This is a genomic window from Arthrobacter sp. 05T45, from assembly GCF_056395875.1.
Map to the genome: position 1 here is coordinate 209,234 of NZ_JBFTKI010000006.1, position 20,611 is coordinate 229,844.

The 20,611-nt window shown below is 67.4% G+C and carries 20 protein-coding genes; 15 read left to right on the forward strand and 5 right to left on the reverse strand.

Going from position 1 to position 20,611, the window contains the following annotated elements; all coding sequences use genetic code 11:
• Positions 1 to 79: 79 nt before the first annotated feature.
• The gene (locus AC1DGD_RS09405; RefSeq protein ID WP_476856620.1) at positions 80 to 1,384 is read right to left on the reverse strand and encodes an MFS transporter; all 1,305 of its coding nucleotides are present in this window, start codon (positions 1,382 to 1,384) and stop codon (positions 80 to 82) included.
• A 590-nt stretch (positions 1,385 to 1,974) separates the two neighbouring features.
• Here AC1DGD_RS09405 and AC1DGD_RS09410 point away from each other — a divergent pair.
• The 9 genes from AC1DGD_RS09410 (at position 1,975) to fdxA (ending at position 9,990) form a co-directional block, all read left to right on the forward strand.
• Positions 1,975 to 2,583 carry a helix-turn-helix domain-containing protein gene (locus tag AC1DGD_RS09410; RefSeq protein ID WP_028277301.1) on the forward strand — a complete coding sequence of 203 codons (609 nt, stop codon included), beginning with the start codon at positions 1,975 to 1,977 and terminating at the stop codon, positions 2,581 to 2,583.
• Between the two features lie 112 nt (positions 2,584 to 2,695).
• Positions 2,696 to 2,830, forward strand: a complete 135-nt coding sequence (locus tag AC1DGD_RS09415; protein ID WP_476856621.1) for a hypothetical protein — start codon at positions 2,696 to 2,698, stop codon at positions 2,828 to 2,830.
• 32 nt (positions 2,831 to 2,862) lie between these two features.
• Complete coding sequence (locus AC1DGD_RS09420) at positions 2,863 to 4,245, forward strand: FAD-dependent oxidoreductase (RefSeq protein ID WP_476856622.1); 1,383 nt, start codon at positions 2,863 to 2,865, stop codon at positions 4,243 to 4,245.
• On the forward strand, positions 4,242 to 5,513 hold the full coding sequence (locus tag AC1DGD_RS09425) for a CaiB/BaiF CoA transferase family protein (protein ID WP_476856623.1): 1,272 nt from the start codon (positions 4,242 to 4,244) through the stop codon (positions 5,511 to 5,513). The genes AC1DGD_RS09420 and AC1DGD_RS09425 overlap by 4 nt, the downstream gene beginning before the upstream one ends.
• Positions 5,510 to 6,340 (forward strand): enoyl-CoA hydratase-related protein, encoded by an 831-nt coding sequence (locus AC1DGD_RS09430; protein WP_476856624.1) that lies wholly within the window; start codon positions 5,510 to 5,512, stop codon positions 6,338 to 6,340. Before AC1DGD_RS09425 ends, AC1DGD_RS09430 begins: the two co-directional genes overlap by 4 nt.
• Before the next feature lie 61 nt (positions 6,341 to 6,401).
• Positions 6,402 to 7,334 carry a dihydrodipicolinate synthase family protein gene (locus tag AC1DGD_RS09435; protein ID WP_476856625.1) on the forward strand — a complete coding sequence of 311 codons (933 nt, stop codon included), beginning with the start codon at positions 6,402 to 6,404 and terminating at the stop codon, positions 7,332 to 7,334.
• Complete coding sequence (locus AC1DGD_RS09440) at positions 7,334 to 8,122, forward strand: SDR family oxidoreductase (RefSeq protein ID WP_476856626.1); 789 nt, start codon at positions 7,334 to 7,336, stop codon at positions 8,120 to 8,122. The genes AC1DGD_RS09435 and AC1DGD_RS09440 overlap by 1 nt, the downstream gene beginning before the upstream one ends.
• 56 nt (positions 8,123 to 8,178) lie before the next feature.
• Positions 8,179 to 9,654, forward strand: coding sequence for an aldehyde dehydrogenase family protein (locus tag AC1DGD_RS09445; RefSeq protein ID WP_476856627.1), 1,476 nt, complete (start codon positions 8,179 to 8,181; stop codon positions 9,652 to 9,654).
• Between the two features lie 6 nt (positions 9,655 to 9,660).
• The gene (gene fdxA, locus AC1DGD_RS09450; protein ID WP_476856628.1) at positions 9,661 to 9,990 is read left to right on the forward strand and encodes a ferredoxin; all 330 of its coding nucleotides are present in this window, start codon (positions 9,661 to 9,663) and stop codon (positions 9,988 to 9,990) included.
• A gap of 41 nt (positions 9,991 to 10,031) precedes the next feature.
• Here the strand turns inward: fdxA and AC1DGD_RS09455 are convergent, their stop codons facing one another.
• From AC1DGD_RS09455 to AC1DGD_RS09465, 3 genes are all read right to left on the reverse strand, one after another.
• A complete protein-coding gene (locus tag AC1DGD_RS09455) occupies positions 10,032 to 11,726 on the reverse strand; it encodes a SulP family inorganic anion transporter (protein ID WP_476856629.1) in 1,695 nt (564 codons plus the stop codon).
• A 174-nt stretch (positions 11,727 to 11,900) separates the two neighbouring features.
• Positions 11,901 to 12,338, reverse strand: a complete 438-nt coding sequence (locus AC1DGD_RS09460) for a VOC family protein (RefSeq protein ID WP_476856630.1) — start codon at positions 12,336 to 12,338, stop codon at positions 11,901 to 11,903.
• A gap of 54 nt (positions 12,339 to 12,392) precedes the next feature.
• Positions 12,393 to 12,932, reverse strand: a complete 540-nt coding sequence (locus AC1DGD_RS09465) for a GNAT family N-acetyltransferase (protein WP_476856631.1) — start codon at positions 12,930 to 12,932, stop codon at positions 12,393 to 12,395.
• Between the two features lie 203 nt (positions 12,933 to 13,135).
• Here AC1DGD_RS09465 and AC1DGD_RS09470 point away from each other — a divergent pair, with 203 nt between their 5' ends.
• Genes AC1DGD_RS09470 through AC1DGD_RS09480 form a run of 3 tightly spaced genes read left to right on the forward strand, consistent with a single transcriptional unit; the run spans position 13,136 to position 15,293 of the window.
• On the forward strand, positions 13,136 to 14,362 hold the full coding sequence (locus tag AC1DGD_RS09470; RefSeq protein ID WP_476856632.1) for a serine hydrolase domain-containing protein: 1,227 nt from the start codon (positions 13,136 to 13,138) through the stop codon (positions 14,360 to 14,362).
• On the forward strand, positions 14,359 to 14,931 hold the full coding sequence (locus AC1DGD_RS09475; RefSeq protein ID WP_476856633.1) for a hypothetical protein: 573 nt from the start codon (positions 14,359 to 14,361) through the stop codon (positions 14,929 to 14,931). The genes AC1DGD_RS09470 and AC1DGD_RS09475 overlap by 4 nt, the downstream gene beginning before the upstream one ends.
• On the forward strand, positions 14,886 to 15,293 hold the full coding sequence (locus tag AC1DGD_RS09480) for an HNH endonuclease (protein ID WP_476856634.1): 408 nt from the start codon (positions 14,886 to 14,888) through the stop codon (positions 15,291 to 15,293). Before AC1DGD_RS09475 ends, AC1DGD_RS09480 begins: the two co-directional genes overlap by 46 nt.
• A 32-nt stretch (positions 15,294 to 15,325) precedes the next feature.
• On the opposite strand, the gene AC1DGD_RS09485 is transcribed toward AC1DGD_RS09480, so the two are convergent.
• The gene (locus AC1DGD_RS09485) at positions 15,326 to 16,807 is read right to left on the reverse strand and encodes a phenylacetate--CoA ligase family protein (RefSeq protein ID WP_476856635.1); all 1,482 of its coding nucleotides are present in this window, start codon (positions 16,805 to 16,807) and stop codon (positions 15,326 to 15,328) included.
• A gap of 355 nt (positions 16,808 to 17,162) precedes the next feature.
• Between AC1DGD_RS09485 and AC1DGD_RS09490 the strand changes: the two genes are divergently transcribed.
• From AC1DGD_RS09490 to AC1DGD_RS09500, 3 genes are all read left to right on the forward strand, one after another.
• Complete coding sequence (locus tag AC1DGD_RS09490) at positions 17,163 to 18,599, forward strand: flotillin family protein (protein ID WP_079553343.1); 1,437 nt, start codon at positions 17,163 to 17,165, stop codon at positions 18,597 to 18,599.
• Between the two features lie 66 nt (positions 18,600 to 18,665).
• Positions 18,666 to 18,905 (forward strand): hypothetical protein, encoded by a 240-nt coding sequence (locus AC1DGD_RS09495; RefSeq protein WP_143264731.1) that lies wholly within the window; start codon positions 18,666 to 18,668, stop codon positions 18,903 to 18,905.
• A 386-nt stretch (positions 18,906 to 19,291) separates the two neighbouring features.
• A complete protein-coding gene (locus AC1DGD_RS09500) occupies positions 19,292 to 20,464 on the forward strand; it encodes a glycosyltransferase family 4 protein (protein WP_476856636.1) in 1,173 nt (390 codons plus the stop codon).
• The last annotated feature ends 147 nt before the right edge of the window (positions 20,465 to 20,611 follow it).

Below are 20,611 nucleotides of genomic sequence, written 5' to 3' on the forward strand. Positions count from 1 at the left end.
GCGTGCCTGTGTTCTGGCCTGGCTGTCTTCGTAACCGGCCGTGTTCGTAACCGGCCGTGGTCGTAGCCGGCTGTGTGCTCTACCGGCCGATGAAGATGCCGTTCTTCTTCCGGGCGAGCAGGTAGAAGACGATGCTGAGCGCCGACAGGACAGCCACGTATACGGGGAAGATCCAGGAGGCGTTCATGGACTGGAGCCAGACCAGGAGGTAGGAGGCCGTGCCACCGAAGAGGGCGACGCCCAGGCCGTAGCCGAGCGCGGTGCCGGCACCGCGGCAACCCTTCGGCATCAGGGAGCTGGTGACCACGTTGTACAGGGTCATGTTCAGGACCAGCACAACCGAGCCGCCGAGGAGGACGGCCGCGAAGCCGGCGATGCCGGGCTTGACGTACATCAGCATCAGGAACACGGACGGAATGGCCAGCGCACGGGTGATCAGGAACCACTTGGACATTGACTTGCCGTCAGCGACCTTGCTGATGATGAGGCTGCCGACAACCAGCACGACGCCGAGGATGGTGGTGAGCGCGAAGACGGCGGTTGCGTCCTCCTTGAAGCCGGTGCGGGCCGCCGTGGGAAGGCCGGTGTTCCAGGCGTAGTTGTAGGCTTGCGCCGCGCCGACGACGAAGGTGATGGCCAGGACGCTGAGCCAGTGCTTGCGCACTCCACCCCAGACGGTCTTGGCGGAGTTGTTCGCCAGCTCTTCCGGCTTCATGGTTTCCGGAAGCGTCCGGCGAAGGTAGACAACGACGAAGCCGAAGGCTGCGCCGACGATGAACGGCACACGCCATCCCCAGTCGGCCATGACGGCCCCACCGAGCATCAGGGACGAGAGGTAGCTGACCAGCGAGGCGAGCAGGATGCCTGCGTTGACGTAGAAGGAGATGATGCCGGCGACAAAGCCCTCGCGTCCCTCGGGGACGAGTTCGACGGCGTGGGCGGTGGACAGCGGAGCTTCGACACCGGTGGAGATGCCCTGAACGATGCGGCAGATCAGCAGGATGACGCCGGCCGCGGGGCCAATCTGGTCATAGGTCGGCGACACGGCAATGATCAGGGTGGTGATCGCCATCATCATGATGGACCAGAGCATTACCCGCCGTCGTCCGATCCTGTCGGCGAAGGTGCCGAGCAGGATGCCGCCCAGCGGACGGAACGCGAAGCCGACGGCAAAGACTGCCAGCGCGCTCAGCGTCGCGGCAACGGGGTCCTGCGACGGGAAGAACTTGGGTCCGATGAAGGCCGACAGCAGGCCGAAGACCATCCAGTCGTACCATTCCAGGGTGTTTCCAAGTCCAAGGCCGAGCAGTCCCCGGCGGACTTCCGGAGATAGCCGGGACTTGCGGCCGGTCTCCAGGTCAGTCTTGACGACAGTGTCAGTCATGATTCCTTTTTCCTTCCCCCGCACTTTCGGGGTGCGTGAGGGTACGGATTGCCGGCGGGCACCCCTGTTGGGGTCGCCGGCAATCGAAACTATCGTTTGGCTTGGTCCGCGGGGCGGGACCGGCTCACCACATGGGAGGCGAGTTAGCCCAGATAGCTACGCATGCCTCTTCGTAGCGCTTGAATGCAAACGGGCCATCCAGCTCGGCAACAAGGAACTGGTCCCTGGTGACCGGCCAACATCGTGCTCTGCGGATGGCTTGGCAGATGTCACGGCAGCTTTGCTTAAGGAAAGGAACGTGTTCGCGGGTCGGATGCACCTTCCGCCAGAAGGCTGTGCGCCCTAACCTGTTTGAAGCGTTCTTCCCAAAAGTGTTGCGGCTCACACAACTATATTGAAGATCTTCACAGAGTCAATGGTTTTCGGAGAAGTCCCGTCCGCCCGCAGCAGGCCGGGCCCGGGCCGGATTACAAAGCCCCACGTCAGGCGCAGATTCGGCCCGGAACCGCAAAAATATTCAGCAAAACCTTGATTCGCTAAAAGTTTTCACTATAGTTATGTGTGTTAGCTCACCAAGAGAGAGTCGGAGCATGACCAACGAAATCGTCACGGGACATTCCCCCGCCGGCACAAGCGTCCTTCTTGCCACCGTCGGCAACAAGGTCCGCAACATGCGCAAGGACAAAGGGATGACCCTCGCGAAGCTCTCGGAAGTCACTGGCCTCAGCCCGGCGATCGTCAGCCAGATCGAACGCGGCCTGGCCAATCCCTCTTTCACCACCTTGGCGCAGCTGGCACACGGCCTGGACATTCCGGTGGGGAAGTTCTTCCTCGGACAGGAGGAAACCAGGTCCCCCGTGGTCCGCAAGGCCGAGCGGCGGAACCTCAAGGGCGTCACCAAGAAGTCCGTAGGTGAAGCAGTCTATGAACTGCTCACCCCGGACCTCAACGGTGCGCTGGAGGCCCAATGGATCGTGAGTCCGCCAGGCCACGACACCAGCGCCACTCCTTTCCGGCACAGCGGCGAGGAATTCGGCATCGTGCTCTCCGGCCGGAAGGACATCTTCCTGGACGGCGAGAAGTACACCCTGGAAGAAGGCGATTCGATCACCTTCTCCTCGGATACGCCCCACTGGTACAAGAACAGCTACGAAGAGGTCTGCGTAGCAATCTGGGTTAACGCACCTCACGCGTGGTGATCCGCCGGCCCTAGCCGCCGTCACCTTTCTCCGGTCCGGACGCCTCTTCTATACCGCGGTGTCCGCCGGAACCCCTCCAACAGCCTGCACCACGGCCCCGCAACGGGCCGCGATGCGTCATACCCTCTGCCGGGTCGATTTCGCGGTCAGCGTTGCCGCGTTACTGCCGGGCACCGTCTTCTACGTCACCGTCTTCTACGTCACCGGCACCGTTCCAACGGCACCCGTTCCCACGGCACGCCTCTAACGGCACTTCGGCCGAAACAGTAAGGATCCCCCATGAACCCGTCCACAGCCATGTCGTCGCTGGAACTCAGCACCACCACGGCGGACCTCACCGCCCCTGTCATCTCCCGCTCCGACGTCCTCGTCGTCGGCGGTGGCCCCGCAGGCGTGGCCGCAGCCGTCACCGCGGCCCGCTCGGGCGCCTCTGTCACGCTGCTGGAACGCTATTCCTCCCTGGGTGGCCTCGCCTCCGGCGGCATGGTCCTGGTGCTCGATGACATGATCAACGGCCAGGAAATCACGGTCACCGGCATCGTCTCCGAGTACGTCCAGCGGCTGCAGAAGCTGGGCCTGGCGATCGTCCCGCCGGCCGATGACCGCAAGACCTCCGAGGAACTGTGGAACAAGTGGGGCCGCTACGGCACCTTCGACTTCCACTCCCACACCACCCCCAAGCCGGTCTGCTACGCCGCAGCCTTCGACCCGGACGGCTGGAAGCGTGTCTCCAACGACCTCGTCCGCGAGGCCGGCGTCAACCTGCGCCTGCACTCCTGGTTCTCCCGCCCCATCGTGGACAACGGCGTCATGAAGGGCGTGATCTGCGAGACCAAGTCCGGCCCGCAGGCCTTCATGGCCGACGTCGTCATCGACACCACCGGCGACATCGACGTCGCCTCCCGGGCCGGCGCCAGCTACGTCAAGGACAGCTACCTCACCACGCTCGTCTTCCGCCTGGGCAACGTCGACACCAACGCCGCGGAGGCCTTCGAACAGGCCAACCCGAAGGAAGCCCGCGCCATCAACCGCAAGATCAAGCGCCTCCTCGGCGGCGCCTGGGAACTGTGGTGGCTCAAGACGCCCATCGACGGCGTCGTCTGGTGCAACGCACCGCACATGACCGGCTTCGACGGCGTCGACCCGGCGGACATGACGGCCGCCGAGTTCGCCGCGCGGGACCGCATCACCGAGGCCGTGGACTACGTCCGCGCCAACCTGCCCGGCTTCGAGAACTGCTACATGCTCGACGTCGCGTCCCAGATGGGCGTGCGCCAGACCCGCCTGCTCGAAGGCGAGTACGTCATGACCAAGGAAGATGTCACCTCCCGCCGCCACTTCGCCGACACCGTGGCCCGCGGCCGCGACTACTATTACCCGTTCCGCTCGCTGCTGCCCAAGGAAGTGGACCAGCTGCTCGTCGCCGGCCGGCACTACTCCGCCACCCCCGAGGCCCAGAAGATGTCCCGCGAGATCCCGCCCTGCATGGCCATGGGCCAGGCAGTCGGCGTCGCCGCCGCCCTGGCGATCCAGAACGGCACCCTCGTCCGCGACGTCTCCGCCCTGGACATCCAGCAGGGCATGCGCCGGCACGGCGCCGACCCGGGCGACGTCCCGTCGTCGAACGCCACCCTTGACGTGGACGCGGTGGTGGGGGCATGAGCACCGTCATCGACGACCTGCTTTCAAGCACAACTGCAGAAGGCACAACAGCAGAAGGAACAGCACCCGCCACTGAGGCGGCGGTCACCCCGCTCCCGCTCGAGGGAATCAAGATCGTGGACTTCACCCAGGTGTTCATGGGCCCGTCCTGCACCCAGCTGCTGGGCGACTACGGCGCGGACATCATCAAGGTGGAACGACCCGGCGCCGGAGACATCTCCCGCAACTCGTTCCCGGACAAGGACGGCCAGGACAACCCGATCTTCCTGTCCATCAACCGGAACAAGCGCAGCATCTCCGTGGACACCCGCACCGATGAGGGCAAAGCCGTCCTCCACCGGCTGCTCGCCGACGCCGACGTCGTGGTCAGCAACTTCCGCTCCGGCGTCATGGAGCGGATGGGCTTCGGCTACGAGGACCTCAAGGAGCAGAACCCGGGCATCATCTGGGCCTCCGGCACCGGCTTCGGGCCCGAGGGCCCCTACTCGCACAAGGGCGGCCAGGACGCGATCGCCCAGGCCTACTCCGGCGTCATGTGGCGGCGCGAGTCCGATGACATGAAACCGGCCATCTACCCCACCACACTGTGCGACTACATCACGGGCATGCACCTCATGCAGGGCATCCTGCTGGCACTGCGCACCCGCGAGTCCGCCGGCGTCGGGCAGAAGGTGGAGGTGACCATGTACGACTCCATGCTGCACCTGCAGATGCAGGAGGCCTGCATGCAGCTCAACCGCGGCTACGAGGTCAACTGGGGCGCCATGCCGCTCAGCGGCGTCTTTGAAACCACCGACGGCGCCGTCTGCATGGTGGGCGGCTTCACCCCGGACCCGCTGCTGCGCATTTCCGAGGCCCTGGGCCTGGACGAGGACCTCACGCTGCGGCCCGAGTTCGCCAACCTCGAACAGCAGTTCAAGCACAAGCCGGCACTGCAGGCGATCTTCCGCGAGCGCATGGCCACCAACACCACCGAATACTGGACCACCCGGCTCGAAGACCAGGGGCTGCTCAACGCCCCGGTCCACACCCTGGAACAGACCCTGGCCGATGCTCAGACCCACGCCAACAACATGATCGTCGAGGCCGAACACCCCGGCGTCGGCACCGTGAAGATGCTCAACGCACCCATCCGGCTCTCCGCCACCCCGCCCACCATCCGCCGGGTGGCCCCGCGCCTCGGCGAACACAACGTCGAGGTGCTGCTGGAGAACGGGTTCGACGCCGAGACCATCGAGCGCCTGCAGCAGCTGGGAGTCCTTCGGTGACCGCCGTTTCAGAAGCCGGGCATACCGCCTCGGTTCCCGCCGCCGTTGACCAGGTCACCCTGACCATCGAGAACCACGTCGCCACCGTGGTCATCGACCGCCAGCACGTGCTCAACGCCGTCGACGGCGGCGCGCAGGCCCGGCTCAACGAGATCTGGGACCAGCTCGAAGCCGATCCGGACGTCCGCGCCGTGGTCATCACCGGCGCCGGGACCCGGGCCTTCTGCGTCGGCGCGGACATGTCCGCCTCCGCCGTGGACAAGACCGGGCTCGAATACTGGGCCGGCCTGGACCCGAACGGGTTCGGCGGGCTCAGCCTGCGCACCACGCTGGACATCCCGGTGATCGCCCGGGTCAACGGTTATGCGCTCGGCGGCGGCATGGAGATCGTGCTCGGAGCGGACATCGTAATCGCCGCGGACACGGCCCGCTTCGGGCTGACGGAACCGCGCGTCGGGCGCCTGGCGCTCGACGGCGGCATCCACCAGCTGGTGCGCCGGATCCCGTACACCCAGGCAATGGGCATGCTCCTGACCGGGCGGAAGGCCGAGGCCACCGAGATGCAGTCCATGGGCCTGGTCAATGAGGTGGTCCCCGCGGACCAGCTCGACGCCGCGGTACAGCGCTGGCTGGACCAGATCCTCGCCTGCGCCCCCACCTCGGTCCGGGCGGTCAAGCAGATGGTCACGCAGACCGCGCACCTGACCGCCGCCGAGGCCCGCGGCCTCCGGCTGCCCGCCCTCATGGCGGCGCTGGACAGCGAAGACTCCGCCGAGGGCGTCCGCGCCTTCCAGGAGAAGCGCGCCCCGCACTGGCCGGGACGCTAGCCGTTCCACGGCCCGATATTTAGCCGCTCGAAGAACAACAAGAGCTTAGAAGGAGAAACCAATGCGGGAGTCACTGACACCCGGCGTGTGGGGCGTCGTCGCCACACCGTTCCAGGGCAGCACCCTGGATGTCGACACGGACAGCCTGGCCGGGCTCGTGAGCTACTACGAGTCGATCGGCGCCACGGGACTCACGGTCCTGGGCGTGTTCGGCGAGGCCGCGGCCCTGACGGCGGCCGAGCGCAGCCTGGTCCTGGAAGTGGTCATGGAGGAAACGCGCCTGCCCCTCGTGGTGGGAGTGACTTCCCTCTTCACCGGCACGGCCGTCGATGAAATCCGTTCCATCCAGGCCGCCACCGGGGACCGGCTGTCGGCCGTCATGGTCCAGGCCAACTCCGCCACCCCCGGGGTGGTCATCGCGCACCTGAACGCCATCCACCACTCCACCGGCGCCAACGTGGTGCTGCAGGACTACCCGCTGGCCAGCGGCGTCCACATCAGCACCGAGGCGCTCATTTCGGTGGTGCAGGCCTGCGGCTTCGTCACCGGGGTCAAGGCCGAGGCCCCGCCCACCTCCGTGGCGATCGGGCACCTGACCGCAGCCCTCGACGTCTCGGTCTTCGGCGGTCTCGGCGGCCAGGGGCTGCTGGACGAGCTCATGGCCGGCGCCGCGGGGGCGATGACCGGTTTCTCCTACCCGGAAGCGCTCATCGCCTGCGTGCAGGCCTGGCAGAGAGACGGCTACGAGGCCGCCCGCGATGCCCTGCTGCCCTACCTGCCGCTGATCAACTTCGAGCAGCAGGCGAAAATCGCGCTGGCGATCCGCAAGGAATGCCTGCACCAGCGCGGACTCATCGCCGACGCCGGCGTCCGGGCACCGGCCGCGCCGTTCCCGGAGGTTCTCCGGACCGGGCTGCGCACGCACCTGGCCGAGGCGGCCGAGGCCCTCGGCCAGAACCCGGCCGCCGTGCTGACCACGGCGGGGAGGAACTGATGGATTTCGGAATCAGCGGAAAGACCGCCTTTGTGGCCGCCTCGACCGGCGGCCTGGGCCTCGCCATCGCCCGGGCCCTCGCCGCCGAAGGCGTCCGGGTGGCCATCACCGGCCGGCGCGAAGTCCGCGCCAAGGAGATCGTGGCCGAACTGACGGACGCCTTCGGACCGGGCGCCGTCGCCATCGAAGCGGACCTCAGCACCGCGGAGGGCGTGGCCGCCGCCGTCGAACAGACAGTCGCGGAACTCGGGCCCATCGACATCCTGGTCCTCAACGGTCCCGGGCCGAAGCCCGGCGCGGCCGCCACGCTCGGCGCGGACGACATCGCCGCGGCGTTCGAACAACTCGTCAAACCGCACCACGCCCTGGTTTCGCACATCCTGCCGGGCATGCGGGAACGGCGCTGGGGCCGGGTCCTGGCCGTCGGGTCGAGCGGCGTCGTGGCACCACTGCCGAACCTGGCTGTGTCCAACACCGGCCGCGCGGCGCTGGCCGGCTACCTCAAGACCCTCGCCGCCGAGGTGGCGCTGGACGCCGTCACGGTCAACATGCTCCTTCCCGGACGCATCGCCACGGACCGGGTCGCGGAACTGGACCAGGCCGCCGCCAAACGGCGCGGCACCACGCCCGAGGAAATCCAGCTCGAATCCCGCAAGACCATCCCTGCCCGCCGCTACGGCGAACCGGAGGAATTCGGCGCCGCCGCGGCGTTCCTCTGCAGCGCCCCGGCCTCCTACATCACCGGCGTGGCACTGCGCTGCGACGGCGGCCTGATCCGCGGGCTCTAGCCACAGGCGCTGAACACTCAGCACACACCCAGCTCCGACTCTCACGAAGGAACACCATGACTTCCACCGACACAGACACCTCAACCGCAACAGCCCGGGACCTCCTCACCGCCCGGCACCTGATCAACGGCGAATGGCTCGGCGGGGCGGACACCGAGCGGATGAACCCGGCCCGCCCGGGCGAGCTCGCCGCCCTCTCCCCCAGCGGCACCGCAGCCGACGTCGACGCCGCCATCACCGCCGCCGCCGCCGCGCAGCCGGCCTGGGCAGCCCTGCCCGCCCCGTCCCGCGGCGCCATCCTGATGGCCGCCGGCAACCTGCTCCTGGAGCGCCAGACCGCCATCGCCGAGGACCTCGTCCGTGAAGAGGGCAAGACCCTCGCCGAGGCCAAGGGCGAGGTCAAGCGCGCCTCCGACGTGCTGCGTTTCTTCGGTTCCCTCGGCTGGGCCGCCACCGGCGAGGTGCTGCCCAGCGGCCTGCCGGACACCACCATCACCACCCGCCGCGAGGCTCTCGGCGTCGTCGGGCTCATCACGCCGTGGAACTTCCCCATCGCCATCCCGGCCTGGAAGTCCGCCCCTGCATTGATCAGCGGCAACGCCGTGGTCATCAAGCCGGCCGAGCTCACCCCGCTCTCCGCCACGCACCTGGCCCGCGCCCTGCAGGACGCCGGGCTGCCCGCCGGCGTGTTCAACGTGGTCCACGGCAAGGGCCGCGTGGTGGGCGACGCCCTGGCCCGCGATCCCCGCATCGCCGGGTTGTCCTTCACCGGCTCCACCAACGTCGGGCTGGGGCTGCAGGAGATCCTCAACGCCCGCCGCGCCCGGGTCCAGCTGGAAATGGGCGGCAAGAACGGCGTGCTGGTCCTGGACGACGCCGATCCCCGCAAGGCCGCCCAGGTGGTGGCGGCCGGCGCGTTCGGCCTCACCGGCCAGGCCTGCACCGCCACGTCCCGCGTCTACGTCACGTCCGGCATCCGCGAGAAATTCCTGGCGGCCCTCACCGAGGAAGCCGCGCAGTACACCGCCGGCGACGGCCTCGAGGCCGGAAAGATGGGCGCCGTGGTAAGCAGCCAGCAGTTCGAACAGAACCAGGCCGCGGTGCGCACCGCCGTCGAACGCGGCGCCACGCTGCTGCACGGCGAGTACGACGGCGGCACGGACGCCGGGTTCCTCTTCCCGGCCGCCATCCTCACGGACCTGCCCTTCGACGACGCCGCCGTGACCGAAGAGATCTTCGGACCCGTCGTGGCCGTCCTCGAGGTCCCGGACTACGAGGCCGGGCTCGCCGCGATCAACGACTCCCGCTACGGCCTGACCGCCGGGATCTGCACCGACTCCCTGGCGTTCTCCACGGACTTCGCCGCCCGCGCCCAGGCCGGCGTCATCAAGGTCAACCGTCCGACGGCGGGCCTGGACCTGAACGTGCCGTTCGGCGGCGTCAAGGACTCCTCCACCAACACGTTCCGCGAACAGGGGAAGTCCGCACTGGACTTCTTCACGTGGGGCAAGACCGTCTACACGGGTGTGTAGCCAGCCATGACGTACGTGATCGCCCAGCCCTGTGTGGATGTCAAGGACAAGGCCTGCATCGACGAATGCCCGGTGGACTGCATCTATGAGGGTGAACGCTCGCTCTACATCCACCCGTCCGAATGCGTGGACTGCGGCGCCTGCGATCCCGTCTGCCCGGTCGAGGCGATCTACTACTCGGACGATGTCCCGGACGAGTGGGCCGACTACGTGCGCGCCAACGTGGAGTTCTTCGAGGAACTGGGGTCGCCGCAGGGCGCCTCAGCCCTCGGAAACCTGCACCGCGACCACCCGGTGGCGGCGCGTGCGCCTCTAGGCGCACGCGCCGTCGGCTGAGCCCGTGACTGAACTGGCTGATGACCGGGGACAACCGTTCCCTACCCCTCCCTTTTCTCCCGTTGGAACGCCCTCACTGCTTCGCTCACTGTTGGGTAGAAATGTTCGGGAGAGAAGCGGGCGCCCATGCCGTACTGCAACAATCTGTCTTTGACCGGGTCTTTGAGCTCGGCGAACACCAGGTCCACGCCGTGCCGGTCCAGCCATTCGTCAAGCCGCACCAACTCGTCCAGTGCAGTCGTGTCGATTCCCGTCACTGGTTCTGCCGCCAGCACCACGCGTTCTATGCCGTCCCCCGCCTGGTCCAGTTCGTTGCGCACGAAGGACCCCAACAAGGCGCCGTTGCCGAAGAACAGCGGTGCGTCGAAGCGCAGGATCAACAGGCCGGGGATGCGTTCCCCTTCCGGATGACGGCTCACGTCGTGGTACCCCGGAACCCCGGGCACGTCCACCAGTTCAGCACGGTAGGGGTCCCAGGCCTGCCGTAGGAAGTCCAGAATTGCCAAGCCGATGGCAACGGCGATGCCCGGGAGGACGCCCAGTATGGTCACCCCCAGGAAGGCCGCGAGCATCACCAACGATTCACTGCGGCTCATGCCGATGAGCCGTCGCACACCGGCCGGGTCGGCTATTGCGGCGGCTGCGGCGATGACAATGGCTGCAAGGGTTGTGGCCGGCAGGAACTCGGTGACGCCAGGCGCCACAAGCATGAAGCCGAGCACCAGGACGGCGCCTACGGCCCCCGTGAGCTGGGATTTCGCCCCGGACTCGACTGCCACCGGCGTGCGGGACGTGCTGGCCGACACCGGGAAGCCACCGAGCAGCCCGGTGGCAGCGTTCGCCGCGCCCAAGGCTGCCATTTCGTGGTTGCCGGATACCCTGCCGTCCTCTGCGGCCGCCAGGGATTGTGCCAGGGTACCGGTATCAACGAAGACGATGAGGGCGATCGCGGCGGCGGCGGGCAACAGTGTCAGAACGTCGGCCCAGCCAATTCCGCCCAGGGCCGGTGCAGGGAGCCCCTGCGGGAGGGCACCAGTGACCTTCAAACGCTCTTGGAGTCCCAGCACGGCCACGGCGATGCAGGACACAACCACCGCAATGAGCACGCCCGGAACCTTCCATTTCAGCCGGCGGGGAACCCAGATGAGCGCCAGCGAGACCAAGCCGAGCAGTAGTGCCGTCAAATTGGTCTCGCCGGCAAGCACCTTCGGCACGGCGGCGATGAGTCTTTCCCAGGGTGTACCGCCTTCCACGGAGATCCCCAGGAGGGTGGGAAGCTGGGACACGGCCACCAGCAAGGCGATGCCGTTGAGATAGCCGAGCCGGATGGGCTTCGACAGCAGTCCAGTGACGATTCCCAACCTCAGCACTGAGCCGAGCAGCAAGATGCCGCCAATCAGTATGGCGAGGAGACCGGCCAGGGCCACGGATTTCTGCTCATTATCCGCGGCCAAGGGAATCAAGGCTGCCACGATCATCGGAGCGAGCGCGGAATCCGGGCCCAGCACCAGCACACGCGATGGCCCGACTGCCGCGTAGACAAGCAGGGGCACTACCGTCGCGTACAGGCCGGTCACCGGTGGAAGGCCGGCGGCCTGGGCGTACGCCATGCCAGCTGGGACCAAGATCGCGAAGAGCGCGGCGCCCGCCACCAAGTCGTGGCGCAGCCACTCGATCCTGTAGCCACGCAGGGCCGGCGGGACCGCCCAGAATGCAGTCCTTCCGGATCGGCGCATCTTCTGATCATGTCCCATCACGCCCCTGCCCGCCATCCATCATCGGGCGACCCCAGCCTTGCGCAGATAACTGTGAGGTGCAGGTTTGGCTCTGGTGAAAACTGACCCGGATGGGCCGCCAATCAGCTCGATCGCATGGCCGCGATTCACAGGCTAATCGGGCCGATCCGGGTGTCAGTCTTTTTTCAGTTTCTCGGCGAGCATCACGAGGATTCCGCTGGGACCTCGGAGGTAGGTGAGTTTGTAGACGTCACCGTAGGTCGCCACACCGCGTAGCGGATGGCATCCGTGCTTCGCAGCTACCTCAAGGGCCTTGTCGATGTCGTCAACCGAGAAGGCCACGCGGTGCATGCCGATGTCGTTGGGACGGGTTGGGTTCGACTCGATCCCTTTAGGATGGATGTACTCGAAGAGCTCAAGTCGACCATGACCGTCCGGGGTCTGGAGCATCGCAATCTTGGCGTGGTTGCCATCAAGTCCGACGGCAGTGTCGGTCCACTCGCCGCTGACGGTATCACGGCCGACGACGGTGAGACCGAGGTCGGCGAAAAAGGCGATTGTTGCTTCGAGGTCACGAACCGCAATACCGACGTTTTCAAGTTTGATGGCCATGCGTTGAAGCTACCAAGACGGACCGACTAGCTCCAGTGCCGGGCCGGATTATGGTCAGAGTGTCTTCGTAGTGAAGAGAGAATCGCCGTGGATTTCGTCAGGTTCTACTTGCCCGGTTTCGACAAATCCGAGTTTGGCCAGCACACGGCGTGACGCTGTGTTCCAGTCACGGACTGTAGCCCACAGGCGTCGGTAGCCCGACGCCTGCGCCCGCTGGAGGACGGTCGACGAGGCCTCGGTCGCAAACCCGTGGCGCCAGACTTCGCGGAGGAACTCGAACGCGAGTTCTGGCTCTCCAGCCCGTCCGTGCTCGTTGGGAATCAGCCCGCAGTAGCCGATGACCTGCCCCGAACTCTTTTGCTCTGCGGCCAGCAACCCAGGGAAGGGGTGTCGGCTATCACGACGGATCCGGTCCTCGATATCTTCCAGCGTGGGGTGACCATCGGGACTGATGCGACGATGAGGAGGGACGCGAGGATCGCGCTCGGTCCACAGCTCGCGCAGGACGGCGGCGTCAGACACCCGCCATGGCCGCAGCAGCAGCCGATCCGTTTCGAAGACGACCTCGATCCGAGGTACTCGCGCATGGTCCACAGCGATAATTATGGATGATCGAAGGCTTTGAGCCCGCTGCGCCGGTTGCCCGCGATCTCGGAATGTCGGTCGAATCCATACCCGTGACTTATGGCTCTGGTCGACTGATGTCTGCCTGAGGACCATCACAAGCATTAGGACTGTGCCTGGCTGGGGGCGTTTTCCTGCCCTGACTGCACTCCCGACCTGCAAGAAGGACCCTCATGCCGATGGTCTGGATCCGCGAAAAATCCCGCCGGTTCACGGCCGCAATCCTCGCCGTCGTGCTTACGGCCGCCCTCGGCGGCTGCGTCCCCGGGCCGAAACCGCCGGCGCCGGCGTCGCCCGATTCCGGCTACCGGTCCGTGCTCGAACAGTTCGGCAGGAGATTGCTCGACGAGGGCGCCCCGGCCGTCCTCATCCAGGTCCGCGTGGGCGGGGACGAGTGGTCCGCGGCCTACGGGGTCCGAAACCTGAACAGCCCGTCCCGGGCCGAGATAACGGACCCGGTGCACATCGGCGGGGTCACCAAGTCCATGGTGGCCGTCTGCGTGCTCAAACTGGCCGAGGAGGGCCGGCTGGAACTGGACGCGCCGGTCAGCACCTACCTGCCGGAGTTCAACAAGGTGATGCACCCGCCGGGACCGGTCACGGTCCGCCAGCTGCTGCAGCACCGCTCCGGCATGCCGTCGGTGGACGGGCCGTTGTTCGATCCGGCCACAGTGCGCGAAGCCCTGACCACCAAGGTGAGCCTGGCGGATCTGCTGGCCATGGCGGGGCGGATCTCCTGGCAGGCGAAGCTGGCCCAGGGATTTGAATACTCCAACTCGAATTACATTGCCCTGGCGCTGATCGTCGAGCGCCTCAGCGGCCGGCGGATCGGCGAGGTGATCAGCACCGACATCATCGAGCCGCTGGGTTTGAGTGAAACCTTGATGACGGCGGCCGGGCCGGCGCCGTCGTCCATGATCCACGGCTACATCGCGCTGGACCGCAAACAACTGGACGTCACCTATCCGGCCGCCCAGATCGACAACGCCGCGGGCGGCATGGTGTCCTCCGTGGCGGACGTGAATACGTTCTACCGCGCGCTGCTGCAGAACAAGCTGCTCAAGCCGGCGACGATCACGCAAATGGAGAGCCCGCTCTACGCCAGGTACGGACTCGGCGTGGTCCGCTGGAACGATCTGTGCACCAACGACTTCTACTACGGCCATCCCGGCGACGTGCCCGGCTACGGCACCATCACCATGACCAGCGCGGACGGAACCCGGCAGCTCACCATGGCCGTGGCCTACCCGCCGGAACCGCTCCCACGCGGGGACACCCACATTCTGCACCAAATGGAGTCCATCGCGGAGGACACCCTCAACGCCACGTGCATGACCGGGCCGACCGGGCCGCTCAACAATGCCGCAGGCAGTCCGGGCACTGCGACAATGGGCAGATGACAGCAATCATCCTCGTCTGGGACCCCGACGAATGGAACGATTGGACCTACCCGGCCGTGCTGGAAGAGGTCGCCGAAACCGGCCGGCACCTGGCCAGCTGGGACGTCGGGACCTCTCTCGACAGCGGAGCCGGCAACGCGGCCGGAACGGACGCGTGGCTGGTGCTCCAGGGCCGCCACGGACGCGGCCTGATCGGCCACGGCATCATCGTCGCGGAACGGCCGGCTCCCCGCGTCCAGGCACCGGACTCCGCGAGCGCCGCTCGGACCGGCGTACCGGCCGGCGCGCAGGCCGACGCACAGCCCGGCGCACAGGCCCCGTCCCCGCTCTACGTCCAGGTGGACTTCGACGCCCTCCTGCCCGCCGGCGACCAGATCCCGACCGGGGTCCTCGCCGAGGCCGTGCCCGGCATCGACTGGGAAGCCCTTCATGGTCCCGCGCTGGCCGTCGACCCGCCGTCGAGCCCCTGCTCCGCGGCCTCTGGGGTGAGTTTGGCCCGGTGCCGGCTGACCCCACGCAGCCCGTGCCCGGCACCGTCCCGGCGGCGGCGGTCACCCGGGTCGAAGTAAACAAGTACGAACACAGTCCGGACGCCCGACGGGTCTGCGTCGCCCACCACGGGACCAGCTGCGCCGCGTGCGGATTCTCGTTTGAAATCGCCTACGGCGAGATCGGCAAAGACTTCATCCCGGTCCACCACCTGGTCCCGGTGTCACAGCTGGGCAGCGGGTATGAACTGGACCCCATCACAGACCTCGTCCCGCTCTGCGCCAACTGCCACGCCATGGCGCACCACGGGGTACGGACCCCGCGCAGCGTCGCGGAGCTGCGCCGGATCATGGCCGCCGCCGGGTTCCTGACCGGACAGTCCGTGACCCCGGAGCAGCTCCAGGCCCAGCAGGACGCCCGGCGGATCCTGGAACAGCACTAACAGCCCTAACAGCAGGGGCAGCAGCAGCCGGCTCAGGCGGACCACACCTCGCGGAACTTGCCGCTCCGGTCCGGCCGGGGCGGCTCATCGCTAAAGCGGACGTCGACGCCGGCGGCGCCCTGGGCCGCGAAGAACGCACCCAGGCGCTCCCCCACCGCCGTCCGCACGGCCGTCGTCGCGGCATCCGGCCAGAGCTCGAGCCGCACGGTGAGCGAGCGCGGCCCGGTGCGGATCGCCTGGAACCGGCGGACGCCGGCGGCCTCCTCGATCACCGTGCCCAGCGCCAACGGCAGCACGGTGACCACTTTCCCGTCCGACCCTGCACCGTCCACCACTGCCCCGTCCGGCACTGCACCGTCCAACCTTGTGCCGTCCAACGTTGCCTTGTCGGCGGCAGCGAAGCTCAGCACGTCGCCGCTGCGGCCCTCGACCCGCAGCGTGGGAAACGGGCTGCCGCAGGCGCACGGGCCGGCAGCCAGCTGCACCCGGTCGCCAAGGTTGTACCGGATTAGTGGCTGGACCCGGTTGGCCAGGTTGGTGACCAGCACCGTGTGGGAGAGTTCGCCCGGCGGGACGGGCCGGAAGGCGTCGTCCACTGGTTCCACGATGTTCCAGTCCGCGTTGACGTGCAGCAGCCCCTGCCGGCAGCGGCTGGTCAGGGCGAGCGCCTCCGAGGCAAGGTATCGCTCAGTGACCCGGCAGCCGAGGGCCGCCTCGATCTCGGCCGCTGCGTGGGCTGCCAGGCTCTCTCCGGACGCGACCGCCAGGAGCGGATGAATCCGTAGCCGTCCCGCCTTCTGTTCGGCGGCCAATTGCACCATGGCGCTCGGATACCCGTAAAGCACTGTCGGCTGGAAGTCGTTGAGGTCCGCCACGAGGTCCCGGAGCGGCCCGAGCACGGAGAATACGCGCACCCGGCGGGCGATGCGGGGGCTGCGCCGCCGCGCGGATTCGGTCAGCACGACGCCGGCAAAGTGGTCCCCGTCCGCAATCAGCGCCGCGGCCCGCAGTCCCCGGTGCAGGAAAGCCCGCGCCTCCTTGGCCGCCATCAGGGTCCGCCGTTCGCGGATCGGGCCCAGGAGACTGGCCACCAGCTGCGAGGTCCGGTCATGGACCAGGACCGCGGGTTCACCGGTGGACCCCGACGTCGTCACCACGAGGTACTGTCCGCGGTAGAGGCCGCCGATCCGCGACTGGTCATCGAGCAGGTCGTGCTTCAGCCCGGCGAGCGTGATGTGGGGATCCGTCACCCAGTCATCGAAGTTCTCCACGAGCTCGCGCTTGCCCACCGGGGGCAGCTCCCCTAAATACCTGCCCAGATCCTTAGCCCGGTCCATGGCTGAGTCCGGGACCACGTCCGGGACGTCCCGGTACAGCCTGCGGAAGAAGGGCGAAGAGGACCGTGCGCACTCAACCAGCGCAGCGAGCCGGTCGCGCTGCCGGCGGTCGATCTCATCCTGGCTTGCCCGACCGGCCCGCCAGATGTCCCACGCGATCCCGGCCGTCCGTGTCATCCCGAGAGGAGAGCCGCGCATCACCCATCACCCCTTCACGGGTCCGGTACCCCTGGCGTCTGCCCTTCCCGTTCGTCCCTGAAGGCACGCTCATCCGCCCTTCAAAGCCCGCACCCTCTTCCACGCTGGCACGGCGGCGAAGGCTCCCAACAGGGGCTTTAGGCACCGGCGGGACCTGGGCGTATGCCCGGACATCGTCGAATTGCTGGACTCCCGGCCGGAAGCACCACAGACTGTGTACAACAGCTGGCTGGGCGGCGTGGGAATTCCTGCCTCCAGGCCGGCCGGGGACTACCAGCAGCATCGTTTGGGGCTTTGCTTAATTTCTTTTCCACCGCCGTGAAAGGACCTGGTTATGCCGGACTTGTCATTTTTGTATCCGCTCATTTCGATCATCCTGGGGGCGGTCGCCGTCGTCGGCGTCATCTGGGTGGCAACAAAACTGATGTGGAAGGTGGCGGAACCGAACGAGGCCCTCATTATCTCCGGCCTGACGCGCGGCACGCTGGAAACCCGTGAAGGGATGGACTTCAAGATCGTCACCGGCAAGGGGGCCCTCGTGCTGCCGGGCCTGCAGACGGTGCGGCCGCTGTCCCTGACGCTGAACGAAACCGAACTCAAGGTCTCCTGTGTGACCTCCCAGGGCATCCAGGTGATTGTCGACGGCGTGGTCATCTACAAGATCGGCGATGCCCCGCCGTTCATTGCCAACGCCGCGCGCCGGTTCCTGGGCCAGCAGCCCAAGATGGAAAGCCAGGTGTACAACGTCTTCGAAGGCCACCTGCGCTCGATCATCGGCAGCATGACGGTCGAGGAGATCATCCGCGAGCGCGACAAGCTGGCCTCCCAGGTCCGCAGCGCCAGCGGCGTCGAAATGGAGAAGCTGGGCCTCGTCGTCGACTCGCTGCAGATCAAGGACCTCCAGGACCCCACGGGCTACATCCAGAACATCGCCAAGCCGCACATTGCCATGGTCAAGATGGAGGCCCGCATCGCGGAGGCCACCCGGAACCGCGAGGCGGCGGAAAAGGAAGCGGAGGCCGAGGCCTTGATTGCCGATGCCCGGAGCTTGTCCGCCATCCGGCAGTCCGAGGCGCAGGCCAATGCCGAGCGCGCCAAGGCGAACGCGGCCCAGGCTGGGCCGCTGGCCGACGCCACGGCGCGCCAGCAGGTGGTGGTCCAGGAAACCGAGGTGGCCAAGCTCGAGGCCGACCGGGAGGAACAAAAACTGCAGACCACCGTCCGCAAGCCCGCCGATGCGAGGGCCTACGCCAAGCGCACCGACGCGGAAGGCCAGAAATCCGCGGACATCAGCGCTGCCGAGGCGCTGGCCCGGCGCACCGAGCTGGAGGCCCAGGCCAACGCCCGGCGGACCGAGGTGCAGGCCCAGGCGAACGCGACGGCGGCAGCAGCCGCGGCCGGGGCCACCAAGGTCACCGGCGAGGCCGAGGCCGCCGCCACGAAGGCCCGCGGCGATGCCGCCGCCTCCGCCATCAAAGCCAAGGCACTGGCAGAGGCAGAGGGCATCAAGGCCCGCGCCGAAGCACTGGGCACCAACCAGGACGCCGTCATCTCCCAGCAGCTCGCCGAGAACATGCCGGCGATCGTGGCGGCGGCGGCCGAGCCGTTCGCGCACGTCGGCCAGATGACCGTTCTCAACGGCGGCGAAGGGGTCAACCGGATGATCGGCGGGATTTTGGCACAGGTGGGCGACTACCTCCCGGCGCTCTCCACGGCCCTCAAAAACACCCGGGATGGCGGCAAACGGCCGGCGAAGGCGCCTGAGGCGTAGGGGCGGGAATGCGCGCGGGGAACCGGAGGACCTGATGTACTGGGATTCTGATGTACTGGGGTTCTGATGCATAAGGATGTTGACCGGAGCCTGACCGGAAAGATCGGCCGCGTCACCGGACGGATCGGCCCGGGCACCATCGGCGAGGTCATGCTGCCGGTCCGCGGCGGAACCAGTGCGTTCCACGCGCACCCCTTCGATAAGACCAGCGTTTTCGCCGTGGGCGAGCAGGTCCTGGTCATCTATTTTGAACCGCCGCAGACGGTGTTTGTGGACGAACTTCCGGATGTCCTCAAGGCCGATTGACCCTCTGGACGGTAGGAGGCGACGGGCGTATTCTGAAGTTCCGTAGCCTCTGGAGGTATTTCTGATGGAAGGCAACAAGCGTGCGCGTTGCGGTCCGGTTTCCGGCATCCGTGCCCGCTTCCCGGTCGGCAACTGGCCCGACCCGCTGTAGCTCGACTTTCGTCATGCCATCCGGCACCGCTGCTTCGTAGGGTTTGCGCCGTGGACGCATGGCCGCGATGAACTGCGCCCACGAGAGGGTGCCTGACTAGTTCCCGGCAACCGTCCGCCTATCCGCGCGCCCTGTGGCGGTTCCCTCCTGAGTTCGCCCACCTGTTTACCCACTCTTCCCCTCCCGGCCACGCCTGCTCCCCCGCACCGCAAACCGCCGCCCGCACCGTGGAGGGGTGAGGATCGCAATCGTCGCCGAATCATTCCTGCCGCTCATGAACGGGGTCACCCACTCCATCCTGCGCGTGCTGGAGCATCTGCACGAGCGCGGGGACGAGGTGCTGGTAATCGCACCGTCCACGCAGGACACGGATGTACAGGACGAGGTCTATGGCGCCCACGTCCTCCGGCTCCCCTCGGTCCCGCTGGCCGGCTACGCGAATCTGCGGGTGGCGATGGGCGGTGTGTATCGGGTCAAGCGAATCCTTGCCGACTACGCGCCCGACGTCGTGCACCTCGCGTCCCCGTTCGTGCTCGGCTGGCGGGCAGCGCAGGCCGCCCACCAGCTCGGCATCCCCACGGTCGCCATCTACCAGACCGAGGTCCCCGGCTATGCGGGCCGCTACGGCGTCCCCTTCCTGGAGAACTGGGCCTGGAACCGGGTGGACCAGATCCACCTGCTGGCCTCGCGCACCCTGGTCCCTTCCACGTTCGCGCTCAACCAGCTCCGCGGCCGCGGCATTCCGCGCGTGGACATGTGGCGGCGCGGTGTGGACACGCAGCGGTTCAACCCCGCGAAGCGCGACGCCGGCTGGCGGGCTGCCGTGGCGCCCGGCGGCGAGCGCCTCATCGGCTACGTGGGCCGGCTGGCGGCCGAGAAGCAGGTGGAGGATCTGGCGGTGCTGGCGGATGTTCCCGGGACCCGGCTGGTGATCATCGGCGACGGGCCCCAGCGGGCCGCCCTGGAAGCTGCCCTGCCGCGGGCGGTCTTCACCGGTTTCCTCGGCGGCGACCACCTCGCCCGGGCCGTGGCCTCCTTCGATCTCTTCGTCCATCCCGGCGAGTTCGAGACCTTTTGCCAGACCATCCAGGAGGCCATGGCGTCCGGGGTGCCGGTGGTGGCCACGGGCCGCGGCGGCCCGCTGGACCTCGTGGAGAACTCGCGGACCGGCTGGCTGTACGAGCCCGGCGACCTCGCCGGGTTCCGTGCCCGGGTGATGGACCTGATGGGCGACGACGCCAAGCGCCGAGCGTTCGCCGTGGCCGCGCACGCCTCGGTCCAGGGCCGGACGTGGTCCGTGCTCGGCGCCGAACTCGTTGGCCACTACAGGGCCGTGATCGGCGAGTCCCAGGTGGGCCGCTCCCCCCGCGTTGCCCTATCACTTAGGGCTGCCAAACCGGGGTTTTAAGCACCCTAGGTGATAGCGCAACTGGGCGGTTGGTCCTCCGCCACGGGCACGGATTCGGCCCCGCCCACGTGTTGACACCCTCTTGACACCCAAGGGAGGCTTCCGGCGCCTATGATTTCCCGATGGGAGGGTTCTAAATGTCTCGTT